This is a genomic window from Flavobacterium sp. J49 (genome assembly GCF_011742145.1).
In the GTDB taxonomy this organism is placed as follows: Bacteria; Bacteroidota; Bacteroidia; order Flavobacteriales; family Flavobacteriaceae; genus Flavobacterium.
The window spans coordinates 127,545-142,483 of the sequence record NZ_JAAQQU010000098.1 but is presented as its reverse complement, the minus strand read 5'-3'; the positions used below and the strand labels follow the sequence as shown (position 1 = coordinate 142,483).

The 14,939-nt window shown below is 39.5% G+C and carries 11 protein-coding genes and 1 tRNA gene; 8 read left to right on the top strand and 4 right to left on the bottom strand.

Translation table 11 applies throughout. The features are described 5' to 3' along the window. From murG to HA632_RS03680, 8 genes are all read left to right on the top strand, one after another. Window positions 1-1,092 (top strand): undecaprenyldiphospho-muramoylpentapeptide beta-N-acetylglucosaminyltransferase, encoded by a 1,092-nt coding sequence (gene murG / locus HA632_RS03715; protein ID WP_176305867.1) that lies wholly within the window; start codon window positions 1-3, stop codon window positions 1,090-1,092. Between the two features lie 45 nt (window positions 1,093-1,137). Continuing rightward, window positions 1,138-2,478 carry a UDP-N-acetylmuramate--L-alanine ligase gene (gene murC, locus HA632_RS03710; RefSeq protein WP_176305866.1) on the top strand — a complete coding sequence of 447 codons (1,341 nt, stop codon included), beginning with the start codon at window positions 1,138-1,140 and terminating at the stop codon, window positions 2,476-2,478. Beyond that, the gene (locus HA632_RS03705; protein ID WP_176305865.1) at window positions 2,475-3,197 is read left to right on the top strand and encodes a cell division protein FtsQ/DivIB; all 723 of its coding nucleotides are present in this window, start codon (window positions 2,475-2,477) and stop codon (window positions 3,195-3,197) included. Before murC ends, HA632_RS03705 begins: the two co-directional genes overlap by 4 nt. Window positions 3,198-3,203: 6 nt before the next feature. After that, entirely contained in the window at window positions 3,204-4,589 is a 1,386-nt protein-coding gene (gene ftsA / locus HA632_RS03700; protein WP_176305864.1) for a cell division protein FtsA, read from the top strand. 102 nt (window positions 4,590-4,691) lie between these two features. Continuing rightward, window positions 4,692-6,653: a cell division protein FtsZ gene (gene ftsZ, locus HA632_RS03695; protein ID WP_176305863.1), complete on the top strand. Its 1,962-nt coding sequence runs from the start codon at window positions 4,692-4,694 to the stop codon at window positions 6,651-6,653. Window positions 6,654-6,882: 229 nt separating this feature from the next. Then, on the top strand, window positions 6,883-7,332 hold the full coding sequence (locus HA632_RS03690) for a GatB/YqeY domain-containing protein (RefSeq protein WP_176305862.1): 450 nt from the start codon (window positions 6,883-6,885) through the stop codon (window positions 7,330-7,332). 88 nt (window positions 7,333-7,420) lie between these two features. Continuing rightward, window positions 7,421-7,494, top strand: a tRNA-Arg gene (locus HA632_RS03685). Window positions 7,495-7,890: 396 nt separating this feature from the next. After that, window positions 7,891-8,631 carry a zinc-dependent peptidase gene (locus HA632_RS03680; protein WP_217902823.1) on the top strand — a complete coding sequence of 247 codons (741 nt, stop codon included), beginning with the start codon at window positions 7,891-7,893 and terminating at the stop codon, window positions 8,629-8,631. Window positions 8,632-8,634: 3 nt separating this feature from the next. Here HA632_RS03680 and HA632_RS03675 read toward each other — a convergent pair whose 3' ends face one another. From HA632_RS03675 to galA, 4 genes are read right to left on the bottom strand one after another with little or no spacing between them, the layout of a single operon-like run. Continuing rightward, window positions 8,635-10,296, bottom strand: a complete 1,662-nt coding sequence (locus HA632_RS03675; protein ID WP_176305860.1) for a sodium/sugar symporter — start codon at window positions 10,294-10,296, stop codon at window positions 8,635-8,637. 10 nt (window positions 10,297-10,306) lie between these two features. Beyond that, entirely contained in the window at window positions 10,307-11,356 is a 1,050-nt protein-coding gene (locus HA632_RS03670; RefSeq protein ID WP_176305859.1) for a UDP-glucose--hexose-1-phosphate uridylyltransferase, read from the bottom strand. Further along, complete coding sequence (galK, locus tag HA632_RS03665; protein WP_176305858.1) at window positions 11,337-12,527, bottom strand: galactokinase; 1,191 nt, start codon at window positions 12,525-12,527, stop codon at window positions 11,337-11,339. Before galK ends, HA632_RS03670 begins: the two co-directional genes overlap by 20 nt. Next, window positions 12,527-14,938, bottom strand: coding sequence for a beta-galactosidase GalA (galA, locus tag HA632_RS03660; protein WP_176305857.1), 2,412 nt, complete (start codon window positions 14,936-14,938; stop codon window positions 12,527-12,529). Before galA ends, galK begins: the two co-directional genes overlap by 1 nt. Window position 14,939: the final 1 nt, after the last annotated feature.

Sequence of the window (14,939 nt, the reverse complement as noted above, 5' to 3'; positions counted from 1 at the left end):
ATGCGTAAACTAAAATTCATATTAAGCGGCGGCGGAACTGGCGGACATATTTATCCGGCAGTGGCGATTGCTAATGAGTTAAAGTCTCGTTTCCCTGAAGCGGAATTTCTTTTTGTAGGTGCCAAAGACAAAATGGAAATGCAAAAAGTACCCCAAGCCGGTTACAAAATCAACGGATTGTGGATTGCCGGTTTGCAGCGAAAACTGACATTGCAAAACGCTATGTTTCCACTAAAATTAGTAAGCAGTTTGTGGACATCACGCCAAATATTAAAAAGTTTCAAACCCGATGTAGTAATCGGAACCGGAGGTTTTGCCAGCGGACCGTTATTGCAAATGGCGAATAGTTTGAATATACCAACAGTCATTCAAGAACAAAATTCCTATCCGGGAATTACCAACAAACTGTTGAGTAAAAAAGCCAATGCAATTTGTGTGGCTTATGAAAATTTGGAACGATTCTTTCCAAAGGATAAAATCGTTTTTACCGGAAATCCCGTGCGTCAAGATTTGTTGGATGTCGCCACCAAAACAGCCGAAGGGAAAGCCTATTTTAAATTGGATGTCAATAAAAAAACTTTGTTGGTTCTCGGAGGAAGTCTCGGAGCAAGAAGAATAAATCAATTAATCGCAAAAGAACTCGATTTTCTTTTAGAAAGTGGTGTTCAGGTTTTTTGGCAATGTGGCAAATTGTATTTCGACGAATACCAACATTTCAATGAAAAAGAAAATGTTCAAGTAGTCGCGTTTATTGATAGAATGGATTTGATTTATGCCGCCGCAGATTTTGTAATATCTCGCGCTGGAGCATCGTCGGTTTCCGAGCTGTGTTTGGTGGGAAAACCAACCATTTTTATTCCGTCACCCAATGTAGCCGAAGACCATCAAACCAAAAACGCCAAAGCAATTGCCGACAAAAACGGCGCGATTCTTTTAAAAGAAAGCGAATTGGATACAACATTTGAAACGACGTTTTCTGATTTGATTTCAAACGAAGATTTGCAGCTTACTTTAAGTCAAAACATAAAAAAGTTGGCTAAGCCAAATGCTACAAAAGATATAGTTGAACAGATAGTAAAATTAATAAAATAAAAAACTTTGTCACTTTGCCACTCTGTGACTTTGCCACTTTAAGAAATGAATCTAAACCAAATACATAACGTCTATTTTATCGGTATCGGAGGCATCGGAATGAGTGCCTTGGCGCGTTATTTCCAAAACATTGGTAAAAATGTTTCGGGTTACGATAAAACGCCGACCATGTTGACCGACGAGTTGATTGCTGGCGGAATGGACATTCATTTTGAAGACAATATTGGTTTAATTCCAAAAGATTATTACACCGAAAACACTTTGGTAATCATTACACCGGCAGTACCGGTAACCCATTCGGAATGGAACTATTTTTTAGAAAGAGATTATGTAGTTAAAAAACGCGCCGAAGTTTTGGGTATCATCACTAAAGACACGTTTTGCTTCGCTGTTGCGGGAACGCACGGAAAAACAACAACCTCAAGTATTTTGGGTCACATCCTTTTCGAAAGCGGAGCAGATGTTACCGCCTTTTTAGGCGGCATTGTAGAGAATTACCATTCCAATTTAATCGGAAACGGCAAAACTATAACAGTTGTTGAAGCCGATGAATTCGATCGATCATTCCTGCATTTGCATCCCGATATTGCTTGCGTAACTTCAATGGATGCAGACCATTTGGATATTTATGGTGACGCAACGGCTATCGAAGATTCGTTCCGAGAATTTGCTGATAAAGTAGAAGATAGAAACAATTTATTCGTTCCAAAAGGGTTGCCTATAGAAGGTTTAACCATTGGAATTGATGAGGACTCAACGTACAAAGCTTTCAATATCCGAATTGAAAACGGGTTCTATGTTTTTGATGTACAAACACCATCGGAAACAATTACCGATTTGAAATTCGGTTTGCCGGGAAGACACAATTTAATGAATGCCTTGATGGCTTTAGCAATGTCTAAGACTTATGGTACCCCAACCGAGTCCATTGCCAAAGCCTTGGCTTCATTTAAAGGAATTCAGCGCAGATTTTCCTATCAAATCAAGACCAATGACCTGGTTTATATAGATGATTACGCACATCATCCGACAGAAATTAATGCGGTGCATCAAGCAGTTCGTGAATTGTATCCTGACCAAAAAGTATTGGCCATTTTCCAACCGCATTTATTCAGCAGAACGAAAGATTTTGCGAATGATTTTGCCAAAAGCTTGTCCCAGTTCGACGAGATTTTGTTGTTAGATATTTATCCGGCCAGAGAATTACCGATGGAAGGAATTACCTCAAGTTGGTTGCTTTCCAAAATGGAAAATCCAAATAAAAAATTGGTTTCTAAAGGTGATTTAATTCCGTCAATTTTGGAAAACAATGCTAAAATAATTGTCACCATCGGCGCCGGAGACATCGGTGAATTAGTTCCAAAAATTAAATTGGCTTTATCATGAAGATTTTAACTTGGACAAATATCAGATTGGTACTAATGATTTCGGTCGTAATCTTCCTGTTTTCGTTCACTTCGCACCGAAATGCTATGCGAAAAATAAAGAAAACAGAGGTTGTTTTCATAGGCGAAAACATTCTTTTTTTGAAGCCGGAAACGGTTAATAAATTGTTAATAGAAAAAAATCAGGAGCTAAAAACTATCAATAAAGATGGTTTAGATTTGAATAAATTGGAAAAGTCTATCGGTCAACATCAGCTAATTCATAAAGCAGATGTTTTTGTCAGTGTTGATGGGGTTTTAAAAGCAGTGGTAGAACAAAAAATGCCGGTTGGCAGAGTGTTTGACGAAATGGGTTCTTTTTATATTGATTATGAGGGAAATAAAATGCCGTTATCAGAGAATTACACCGCGAGAGTTCCACTGATATCGGGGGAAATTACAGCAGTAAAAAAAGAAAAATTATCTGAAGTTTTGAAGATGATTGCCGGGGATGATTTTTTGAAAAAAAATATCATTGGTGTACAAGTTTTGCCTAGCGGTGGCTTAATTATGGCGAACAGAAATTACGATTATCAAATCGATTTCGGTAGAACTATTAACATCGAAAGAAAATTTAAGAATTATAAAGCCTTTTTTCAGAAGGCAGTTTTGGATAGCACTTTGGACAAGTACCGAAGAATAAATTTGAAGTTTACCAAGCAAGTGGTGTGCATTAAATAGAAGATTATGGAAAAAGAGAATATTGCAGTCGGATTAGACATTGGGACAACCAAGATTGTGGCCATGATTGGCAAGAAAAATGAGTATGGGAAGTTGGAAATTTTAGGTGTCGGTAAATCGAAAAGTCTCGGAGTGGCTCGTGGTGTGGTAAATAATATTACGCAAACGATTCAATCTATTCAACAAGCAGTTCTTGAAGCAGAAAATAATTCTGGTTATAAAATAAACGATGTAGTAGTTGGCATTGCCGGACAACACATTCGCAGCATACAACACACCGATTATGTTATCAGAACAAACCCAGAAGAAGTAATCAGCGGAAGAGATATTCAATTGCTAATCGACCAAGTTAACAAATTGGCGATGTTGCCGGGAGAAGAGATTATACACGTATTGCCACAAGAATTCAAAATCGATGGGCAGTCGGAAATCAAAGAACCCATCGGAATGTATGGCGGAAGATTAGAAGCGAGTTTTCATGTAGTTGTCGGACAAGCATCATCAATCAGAAATGTGGGCAGATGTATCCAAAGTTCCGGTATCGAATTGTCGGGATTGACCTTAGAACCATTGGCTTCAGCGGATGCGGTTTTAAGCCAAGAAGAGAAAGAAGCAGGCGTTGCCCTAATTGATATCGGTGGTGGAACAACCGATTTAGCTATTTTCAAAGACGGTATTATTCGTCATACAGCAGTGGTGCCTTTTGGAGGAAACGTAATTACAGACGATATCAAAGAAGGTTGTTCGATTATCGAAAAACAGGCAGAGTTATTGAAAGTGAAATTTGGTTCGGCTTGGCCGGGTGAAAATAAAGACAACGAAATTGTTTCAATTCCGGGTTTACGTGGAAGAGATCCTAAAGAGATTTCGCTTAAAAATTTGTCGAAAATTATTCACGCCAGAGTAGTGGAAATTATCGAACAAGTGTTCACCGAAATCAAAGCTTACGGACACGAAGATCCACGCAAGAAATTAATTGCCGGTATCGTTTTAACCGGTGGTGGTTCGCAATTGAAACACATTAAGCAATTGGTAGAATACATCACGGGAATGGACACCAGAATTGGATATCCAAACGAGCATTTGGCGGGCAATTCGGGAGAAGAAATTTCAAGTCCGTTATTTGCCACCGCAGTTGGATTGGTAATGAACAGCATCGAAAACAATTCGAATAGTGCTTACAAAATAGAACTGAAAGAAGTGGTAGCCGAGACACCAAGACCAATAGTACAACAACCGGTTTTTGAGCCAAAAGCTGAAGAAAATTCAGTAGTGGTTACTCAAGAAGTTGAAAAAGCTACAGAAAACGACACTGCTGAAAAGCAAATCAAACGCTCGTTTTTTGACCGCTATGTAGACAAGATTAAAGATTTTTTAGACAACGCAGAGTAAAGTGTGCAGTGGTCAGTTTATAGTGATCAGTAGGGCAGGTTGGAAAAAAATAAATAAGACAAAACAGAATACAAAATATATAATACCTAACACCAAAATAGTATGATAAGCAACTCAGAATTTGGAAGTATCTCATTTGATTTACCAAAGAATCAATCAAATGTGATCAAAGTAATCGGTGTTGGTGGCGGCGGAAGTAACGCTATCAATCACATGTTCAAACAGGGAATCAAAGGTGTAGATTTCATCGTTTGTAATACCGACTCACAAGCCCTTCAAAACAGTCCGGTACCCAATAAAATTCAGTTGGGTGTAAACTTAACCGAAGGTCTTGGCGCAGGTGCTAATCCGGATGTGGGACAACAGTCCGCTTTGGAAAGTGTAGGCGACATCGAAAAAATGTTGGACAGCAATACCAAAATGGTTTTTATCACAGCAGGAATGGGTGGTGGAACCGGAACCGGTGCGGCTCCCGTAATTGCTCAATTGGCCAAAGAAAGAGACATTCTTACCGTGGGTATCGTGACGATTCCTTTCCAATTTGAAGGAAAAGTGCGTTCGGAACAAGCCTTGTTGGGTGTTGAAAAATTAAGAAAACAAGTAGATTCTTTGATTGTTATCAATAACAATAAGTTAAGAGAAGTATACGGAAACTTAGGTTTTAAAGCCGGTTTCTCTAAAGCTGATGAAGTGTTGGCTACCGCTTCTCGTGGTATCGCAGAAGTAATTACACACCACTATACGCAAAACATCGACTTGAAAGACGCTAAAACGGTACTTTCTAACAGTGGGACTGCTATTATGGGATCTTCTGTCGCCAGCGGTGATAACCGTGCCAAAGAAGCCATCATTACCGCTCTAGATTCTCCTTTGTTAAATGATAATAAAATCTCCGGTGCTAAAAACGTATTGTTGCTTATCGTTTCTGGCTCAAGCGAGATTACTATTGACGAAATCGGAGAAATCAATGACCACATTCAATCGGAAGCCGGTTACAATGCCAACATCATTATGGGAGTTGGTGAAGACGAAACCCTAGGTGAAGCGATTGCTGTAACTATTATTGCTACGGGTTTTAACGTAGAACAACAAAACGGGATCGTCAACACTGAAGTGAAGAAAATTGTTCACGCTTTAGAAGATGATCAAAAATTGGTGCGCGACTTAACCCAAAAACCGGTGGAAGTTTTCCAAAGTATTGTTGATACGCCAAAAGCTGAAGTAAAAGAAGAAAAAATCGTATTCGAATTAATCGAAGAAGAGATAGAAATGCCAACAGTAGCCACCGCAGCTATTGATGACAACGAATTAATCGCGATGAACCAATTCATCCGCAACTTAGATGTGACTTTCGAAATCGTTTCGCCTATCATGGACATCGATTACAAAGTAACGACGTCAGAAGTACGCGAAATGAAAGTGGTAGAACCGCAAAACATCATCGAAGAAGAGCAAATCACTTTTACTTTCGACATGCCGGCTGCAACGCCTGTGTTTGAAAAAGTAGAAACAGTAGAAGCGGTTCAACCGGTAGAAGAAACCAAAATCGTTTTCGATTTATCTGAAGCTAACGATATCGTGGTAAACGAACCCGTGCAATTCGTTCCGGTAACGGAATTAAACGAAGGTGGCATTATCAAATATTCTTTGGAAGAATACATGGAGTTGGAAAACGATTTGCTCAACTCAAAACCGGCAGCTAAAACAGTAGTAGAAGAGCCAATCGCAGAAGAGTTGAACATCACCATGAAAGTGGATACCGAAAAACCTCAAGCGGTAAACTATTTCGACGAAGTATCTCCGGTAGAAATGACTATCGAGGAAACCTTGAAACACCGAGCCGATGAGCGCAGAAGAAAATTAAAAGAGTTCAATTACAAATTCCACAACAACCCATCAAGAATTGAGGAATTGGAAAAAGAACCCGCTTATAAAAGATTAGGTGTTGACCTGTCAAACAACGCCGACAATAATTCAAACTCAAGAATGTCATTGGGCACTGATAGTAACGACGATTTACAAATCAGAACCAACAATTCCTTCTTGCACGATAATGTAGATTAGTCTGCCATTTTTTCTAATCGGATGACCCGAAAATTTCGTTGAGATTTTCGGGTTATTTTTTTTACCTTCGCAGAGCTTTTTGCAGCGAAAGGTTCGGGCAGTTTCAGCCGTCCTTATTCCCGCTTTCCACAGTATCTCTACGAGGATACTTGTTCCAATCGGGGCTAAAAAGCCAATCTTTTAGAAAAATCTAAAAATCCAAGAAGTCTAATAATCTAATGATCTAAATATGAGTTTAGAAATACAAATCATGGACGAAATGAAAAACGCCATGAGAGCCAAAGACACGGTTGCTTTAGAAGCGTTAAGAGCCATCAAATCGGGTATTATCTTAGCCAAAACTGAAGCCGGAGCCAGCGAAACTTTGTCGGCTGACGAGGAAATCAAATTATTGCAACGTTTGGTTAAGCAAAGAAAAGACAGCGCTTCCATTTACACCGAACAAGGCAGAGCCGATTTAGCCGAACCCGAATTGGCGCAAGTAGCCGTAATCGAAAAATTTCTTCCGGCACAATTGTCTGAAGCCGAAGTAGAAACTGCCGTAGCAGCCATTATAGCGGAAGGCGGTTTTTCGGGTATGGCATCAATGGGTCAAGTTATGGGCAAAGCCTCAGCCGCATTAGCCGGAAAAACCGATGGTAAAACCATTTCAACGATAGTAAAGAAATTATTAGCATAATTGGTTAAAGTACAAAGTACGAAGTTGGAAGTACAAAGTGTTACTTTTACTATCGTACTTTATACTTTATACTTTAAACTTTAAAAACGGCTGCGTAGTTCAACTGGATAGAATATCAGATTTCGGCTCTGAGGGTTGGGGGTTCGAATCCCTTCGCGGTCACGAATAAATACAATAGCCAAGAAAATGTCCAAGCTCGCTTGAGCATTTTCTTGGCTATTGTATTTTCAAAGCGGAGCTTTGAGGGAACGACGTAGTCAATCCCCAGGTTTCAAAGCGGAGCTTTGAGGGAAGGACGTAGTCAATCCCTAGGTTTCAAAGCGGAGCTTTGAGGGAAGGACGTAGTCAATCCCTAGGTTTCAAAGCGGAGCTTTAAAGGAAGGGCGTTGTCAACCTCTTTATTTTCAAAAGCTGAGCTTTAAGGGAAGGGCGTAGTCAATTGCTTTGCGGTCACACAAAGCCCAAGAATTTCTTGGGCTTTTTTTATATCTTTAGCCCATGGGAGTTATTATGTTAGTTGTTATAGGAGCTGCTTTTCTATACTTTTTCATGTTTGTCATGAGTTTACTGGATGATATTTGGATTGCATTATTTCACAAACCACTCTACATTCATCTTTATTTAAAACCTAAAAAAATAAGTCCGGAAGAGGCATTTTTTCTCAGACAAAAGTTTCCTTTTTATAAAAAACTCTCTGAAAAGCATAAGGTTTATTTTCACCATCGATTGGCCAGTTTTAAGGAAACCTATCAATTTATACCCCGACAAGATTTTGTAATCAACCAAGAAGTACAAACACTAATCGCCGGTACTTATGTGATGCTGACCTTCGGAATGCGCCGTTATCTGATTGATTCTTTTGATAAAATAATTATCTATCCCGAGGAATATTATTCCAACCATACTGAGGAATACCACAAAGGAGAATTCAACCCAAAAATGAAAGCCGTAGTCTTTTCATGGAAAGATTTTACAGCCGGATACGAAATCGAAAATGACAACCTAAATCTTGGAATACATGAGTTTTCTCATGTAGTGCATCTTCATAGTTTGCGCAGTAATGACGGTAGTTCACTGGCCTTTCGAAAGCATTACAAAAGGTTGCACAAAGAAGTCAATCATCCGCCTAACCGACAAAGGTTAATCGATTCCGATTACTTCAGGATTTATGCGTTTACCAATCAGTTTGAATTTATTTCGGTCATTATTGAGCATTATTTTGAAACCCCGGATGAATTTAGAATCCAATTCCCGGAATTGTTTAACCATGTGAGTAAAATGCTAAATCACAAACATTAATTCTTACCAAAACTTAGCATATAGAAACACCAAAATCAATAAAATAGCAAAAGCGCTAATATTAAAAGAAGGACTTGTTTTAAAAGTGTTTTTGTGCAATAAGAAACCCTTTGAATCGTCATCTCCTTTGTTTTGCAGCCAACTAATCACCATAATAATGAGTACGGTAATTAAGGTTGTATAGCCCATTTGGTCTAAGAATGGAATGTTTGGGAATATTGATTCTAATGAAGTACCGTTGGCCCAACCTTTTGGCCCGACTTTGAAAAACATGGCCACTGGAATCGAAAGCAAAGCACCCCAAATAGCCGCTTGGTTCGTGGTTTTCTTCCAGAATAACCCCAAAAGGAAAATGGCTAAAATCCCGGGGCTTACTACTCCTGTATATTCTTGGATGAATTGAAATGCCTGGTTGATGCCGCCTAAAAGTGGCGCTACGATTGCTCCAATTGCCAAGGCTGCCGCTGAAGTTATACGCCCAACTTTAACCGTATTCTTATCATCAGAATTTTTATTGATATACTGCTTGTAGATATCCATAGTAAAAATAGTGGAAGTGGAATTCAACATAGATGCGAGTGAAGAAACTATCGCCGCGGTTAAAGCTACAAAAGCCAACCCCTTTAAGCCTGCCGGCAAAAATTGAATCAACCAAGGGTATGCCTTATCTGCCGCGCCATCACTCGGAATGTTTAGCAATCCTTCGGTTCCTAATCGGGCTAACATTTCAGGATCATTAACGATGACGAATGCAGCAATTCCCGGAATAACTACTATAAATGGGATGATTAATTTTAAGAAAGCGGCTAACACAATTCCTTTTTGAGCTTCTTTTAAAGATTTTGCCGCTAAAGCTCTCTGAATAATATATTGATTAAAACCCCAATAATAAAGATTCGCCACCCAAAGTCCGCCAACCAAGACTCCAATTCCAGGAAGATTGATATATTGTGGATTTGATTCGTCCAATATCATGGAGAATTTTTGCGGTGCTTTTTCGTAGATGATACCCAATCCATCCAACATTCCGCTTCCGTTAGAAACAGTATCTAATGCTAAATAGGTTGTTGCCAATCCGCCAAAAATTAAAAAAACTACTTGAATCGCATCAGTCCATGCAATTGAGGCTAATCCACCATAAATGGAGTATGCAGCAGCAAATAAAGACAAACCGATTATAGCATAAAACATATCGACACCCATGATAGTGTTCATGGCTAAAGCACCTAAATACAATACCGAAGTGATGTTTACAAAGACATACAAAGCCACCCAAAATACCGCTAGAATCGTTTTTAAATTCGTGGAAAATCGCTTTTCAACAAACTCCGGAATCGTATACAATCCTTTCTCAATAAAAATGGGTAAAAAGAATTTTCCGACTATGATTAAAGTTATGGCAGCCATCCACTCGTAGGAGGCGATTGCTAAGCCAACCGCATAACCCGAACCCGACATTCCAATAAATTGTTCAGCCGATATGTTTGCTGCAATTAGGGAAGCTCCAATTGCCCACCACGGAAGTGATTTACTGGCTAAAAAATAATCTTCCGCATTTTTTTGATGTCCATTTTTATCTCTCGACATCCAAAGGCCAACGCCTAGGATTAAAAGGGCATAAGCGATAAATACGATATAGTCAATGGTTTCAAATCCTGTGTTCATATCTGGTTTTTTAGTGGTTTTGTTTGTAATGAATGTTTGGTAAGTCTCTTAAAATTTTGGCACTTTGTTCCGGTGAAATATCGCGTTGCGCTTCGCCCAGCATTTCGTAACCAACCATGAATTTCTTCACAGTCGCACTTCGCAATAATGGCGGATAAAAATGCATGTGAAAATGCCACTCAGGATGCGAAACCCTATCCGTTGGTGCTTGGTGTATCCCTGATGAATAGGGAAAAGACGTTTCAAAAAGATTGTCGTATTTTACCGTAATGCCTTTTAGGATTTCGGCAAAAGCTTTGGTTTCTTCGTTGCTCATGGCGATGATGTTACCAAAATGTCTTTTGCTGATGATCATCGTTTCATAAGGCCAAGTTGCCCAAAAAGGAACTAAAACGACAAAGTGTTCGTTCTCCAAAACAATGCGGTTTTGTTGTTTTAATTCTTGGTCTAAATAGTCTTTGAGTAAACTGGTTTTGTTCTTTTCATAATAGGCGCGAAGGCTTTTTTGGGTTTTATCGACTTGTGTCGGTAACGAAGATTGCGCCCAAATTTGTCCGTGCGGATGCGGATTGCTGCAACCCATTACGCTGCCTTTGTTCTCGAAAATTTGGACATAATTGATGAAATCGTGGCTGCCCAATTCGATGTATTGTTCCTTCCAGGTTTGGACTACTTTTTCGATGGCGTCAACTTCCATTTCGGGCAAGGTCAGGTTGTGTTTTGGTGAAAAGCAAACGACTTTATTGATGCCGCGTTCCGGTTTTAGCTGGAAGAGCGATTGTTCTTTGCTTTCAAAATTCACTTCTTCTTGAAGTAAAGCCGAAAAGTCATTTTCAAACACATAGCAATCGGTGTAATCGAGATTTTGTACCCCATTGGCACGATGATTTCCTGCGCACAAATAACAATCCTTGTCGTGCTCAGGGCGATGGTCTTGGGAAATAGTTTCTTTTTGACCTTGCCACGGACGCTTGGCGCGATGCGGAGAAACCAATATCCATTCGTCAAGCAAAGGATTGTATCTTCGGTGTGGATGTTCGTTATGGTTGAATTGTGTCATTTTTGGTCTTGTAAAGTGATGTGCCTTTTGAAATTTTTACTTTGTAAGCTTTTAATTCGATGCCAAAAGCGTTTCGGTATTGGGTTGATATTTTTCCGATGAGTTCTTTTTCCGAACCTTTCTCTACTAAGTTGATGGAGCAACCACCAAATCCGCCGCCCATCATTCGAGAACCTAAAACCGATTTTTCGTGTTGGACTGCATCGACTAAAAAGTCAATTTCATCACAACTTACTTCGTAGTCTTTGGACAAACCTTCGTGCGTTTCCGACATGAGTCGTCCTAATTTTTTAAAATCAGAATTGTTCAATGCCTTTGCAGCATCAAGCACCCGTTGGATTTCTTTGACCACAAAATGACAACGTTTGAAAATGGTTTCACCTAATTGCTCTTTGAGTCCCAAAATCATTTCTTCCGAACAATCTCTGAAAGTTTTTATCTGTGGGAAATGTTCTTTTATAATGGCTAATCCTTCTTCGACTTCTTGTCTTCTGACATTATAACCCGAAGTCAAATGGGTGTGTTTGACATTGCTGTCTAATAAAAGTAACGAATATTTCTTGAAATCGGCTTTGTAATATTCATATTCCAAAGTGTTGCAATCGAGTTTGATGACACTGTTTTTCTTGCCAAAAACAGAAGCAAATTGGTCCATGATGCCACAATTCACGCCTACAAAAGTATGTTCCGATTTTTGTCCGATGAGCGCAATGTCTTCTTTTGTTAAACCCAAATCATACAGTTTATTCATTGCATAACCAATACCACATTCTAAAGCGGCTGAGGAAGAAAGTCCGGCACCCATAGGAATGGTACTGCTGAAAACCATGTCAAAACCTTTTAGGGTGTAACCTCTTTGTTTGATTTCGTGTAAAACGCCTAAAATATAATTCGCCCACATTTTATCGATGGGTTTTAGGTCTTCATTCAAGTCAAATTTATAGGCTTCGTTGAGATCTTTGGCAATAAGGGTGCAATGCGAATCGCTGTTTTTGGAAACGGCAAAACAGATGTATTTGTTGATAGCCGCCGGCATAACAAAACCATCATTGTAGTCAATATGTTCGCCAATAATATTGATTCTTCCGGGCGATAGAAAAATATGTTCAGGTGTTTTTTGAAAGGTCTTTTCAAAATGTTCCGTGGTATGTTGAATGAGTTTCTTCTTCATTATTTCACTAAAGTTAGGGTCGTAGAAGCCGATTGCAATCCGTTGGCTTTGGCTTCTAATGTTATAGAACCACTTGTTTTTCCGGCCAAAATAATTACTTGGCATTTCCCGTTGAAAGCACTTCGTTGCCAAGCCCCATCTCTGCATTTATCAGGTTCGTGGGAACTTGGATCTCCATTACCTACGCCAATGATTTTGGCATCGCCGGTTAGATAAAACTTAACCATATTATCAGCAACAGGAACTTCGCGTCCTTTGTCATCAGTGATTGAAATATTGACAACAGTTGCATCTTTTCCATCGGCGGTTAAAATGGTTTTGTCAGGCGTCAATATAACTTTGTGAGCTGTTCCGGTAGTTTCGACTTTTGAAGTGATTTTTTTGCCTTTTTTGTAGCCAATGGCTTCCAGTGTTCCCGGTTGGTAATCGACTTGCCATTTTAAATGACTGTTTCTCGGCATTGTTTTTTTGCCTAAAGTTTTGCCGTTCAAGAAAAGTTCTACTTCATCGGCATTCGAATTTACCCAAACTTCGATTGGTTTGCCCACTTTTTCCGGCCAGTTCCAATGCGGTGAAATATGTAGCACGTCTTCGTGGGTCCACCAACTTTTATAGTAGTAATAAATGTTTTTCGGGAAACCGCAAACATCCATAATCCCGAAGTGCGAACTGATATTAGGCCATTTATAAGGCGTTGGTTCTCCTCGATAATCGAATCCGGTCCAGACGTATCCACCTAACCAAAAATCATTTTCAGCGGCTAATTTCCACCAAGTTTCTGCTTTACTTGCCCACCAAGGATGGGTGATGTCCTGGTCGGGAACATAAGCTCTAATGCTGTCTTTTTCATAAATTCCACGAGTCGTTACTGTGCTTCCCATTTCAGTTCCTAACAAAGGTTGGTTGGGATGATCACGATGGTAATCAGCGACCGCATATTCCCGATAATTGAAACCGCGAATCGGAATTACTTCGTTTACGCCTTTATAATCATTGGGCATGTCAGCGGCATAAGTGCTGGTTCGGGTTGGATCTAAATCTTGTTGAATCGCTAAAAGGGTTTGGGCAATTCTTTTCCCATAGTCGTTGCCTTGAATGTTTTGTTCCTCATTGCCGATAGACCATAAAAATACGGAAGGATGATTTCTGTCGCGTTTGATTAATCGTTTGAATTGGTCAACATATTCCGGACTGCTGTTTAACAAACGTTGCTCATCTAAAACCAACATTCCTAAGCTATCGCAGGCATCCAAAAGTTCAGGAGTGGGCGCATTATGGCTTGCTCTGTAGCTGTTTGAACCCATTTCTTTCAATAATTTTACGCGATAATATTGCATATAATCGGGTAAGGCACTGCCAATTCCGGCGTGGTCTTGGTGGTTGTTGGTGCCTTGAATTTTGAGGTGTTTTCCATTTAAGAAAAATCCTTTATTGGCATCAAATTTTACCGTTTTGATTCCGAAACGCGTTTTGGTTTGGTGCGCTATTTGATTTCCGGATTTTACCACCGAAATCACTCTGTACAAATACGGATCTTCTAACGACCAAAGACGAGCGTTGTTCAAATTTAATTTTTGCTTAACGGTAACGTCTTTTCGGATGCCCAAAGTAATTTTTTGTTCAGCAGTTTTACCCAAAACCTTTCCGTTTCTATCGGTAATGTAACTGTAAACTGAGCCGTTTAAAGTTTGTAAATTATTGTTTTGAATTGTAGTTTCGATGCTTACAGTGGCATTTTTTCCTTTTACTTCAGCATGTACAAAAACACCATCATTCGGAATAAATACTTTATCGGTTATGTTTAACCAAACGTGGCGATAGATGCCGGCGCCTTCGTAAAACCAACCTTCGTATTGCGTTGCGTCAACCCGAACCACCAGTACATTTTCTCCTTCGAAATTGATGTAATCGGTAACATCGTAGGAGTTGCCAACGTATCCGCTGAAATTGGTGCCGACATAAAATCCGTTAATCCAGATTTCTGCATTTCTGTAAATACCGTCAAATTGAAGTTCGAAGCGTTTATTGCTTTTTAATTTGTCTACGGTGAAATGTTTGCGATACCAACCGATACTGGTTTCAGGATACATTCCGCCAACCGGTTTGTATCCGTGACTGTCCATTTCAACCTGAGGAGAATTTACAAAAGGAAGTTCAGCCACCCAATCGTGAGGAACGTTTACTTTTGTCCAAGCGGTATCCACAAATTTCGGATTGACCACAGTGGTAGCAAATACATTGGATTTATGGAGTAAAGCCGTTTTGCTGTAATCAAAATCTTTTTCCGGATTAGCGGCATGCCCGAAATGGAACTTCCAGTCTTCGTCTAGGCTTATTTTTTCTTGTGCATTCGTTGAAAGGCCAACAATTAAAAAGAGCGCAAGAATATATTGGTACTGTAATTTTTTCATG

Coding starts and splice junctions, on each gene's coding strand:
- murG (WP_176305867.1), top strand. CDS start 1: ATGCGTAAACTAAAATTCATATTAAGCGGCGGCGGAACTGGCGGACAT.
- murC (WP_176305866.1), top strand. CDS start 1,138: ATGAATCTAAACCAAATACATAACGTCTATTTTATCGGTATCGGAGGC.
- HA632_RS03705 (WP_176305865.1), top strand. CDS start 2,475: ATGAAGATTTTAACTTGGACAAATATCAGATTGGTACTAATGATTTCG.
- ftsA (WP_176305864.1), top strand. CDS start 3,204: ATGGAAAAAGAGAATATTGCAGTCGGATTAGACATTGGGACAACCAAG.
- ftsZ (WP_176305863.1), top strand. CDS start 4,692: ATGATAAGCAACTCAGAATTTGGAAGTATCTCATTTGATTTACCAAAG.
- HA632_RS03690 (WP_176305862.1), top strand. CDS start 6,883: ATGAGTTTAGAAATACAAATCATGGACGAAATGAAAAACGCCATGAGA.
- HA632_RS03680 (WP_217902823.1), top strand. CDS start 7,891: ATGAGTTTACTGGATGATATTTGGATTGCATTATTTCACAAACCACTC.
- HA632_RS03675 (WP_176305860.1), bottom strand. CDS start 10,296: ATGAACACAGGATTTGAAACCATTGACTATATCGTATTTATCGCTTAT.
- HA632_RS03670 (WP_176305859.1), bottom strand. CDS start 11,356: ATGACACAATTCAACCATAACGAACATCCACACCGAAGATACAATCCT.
- galK (WP_176305858.1), bottom strand. CDS start 12,527: ATGAAGAAGAAACTCATTCAACATACCACGGAACATTTTGAAAAGACC.
- galA (WP_176305857.1), bottom strand. CDS start 14,938: ATGAAAAAATTACAGTACCAATATATTCTTGCGCTCTTTTTAATTGTT.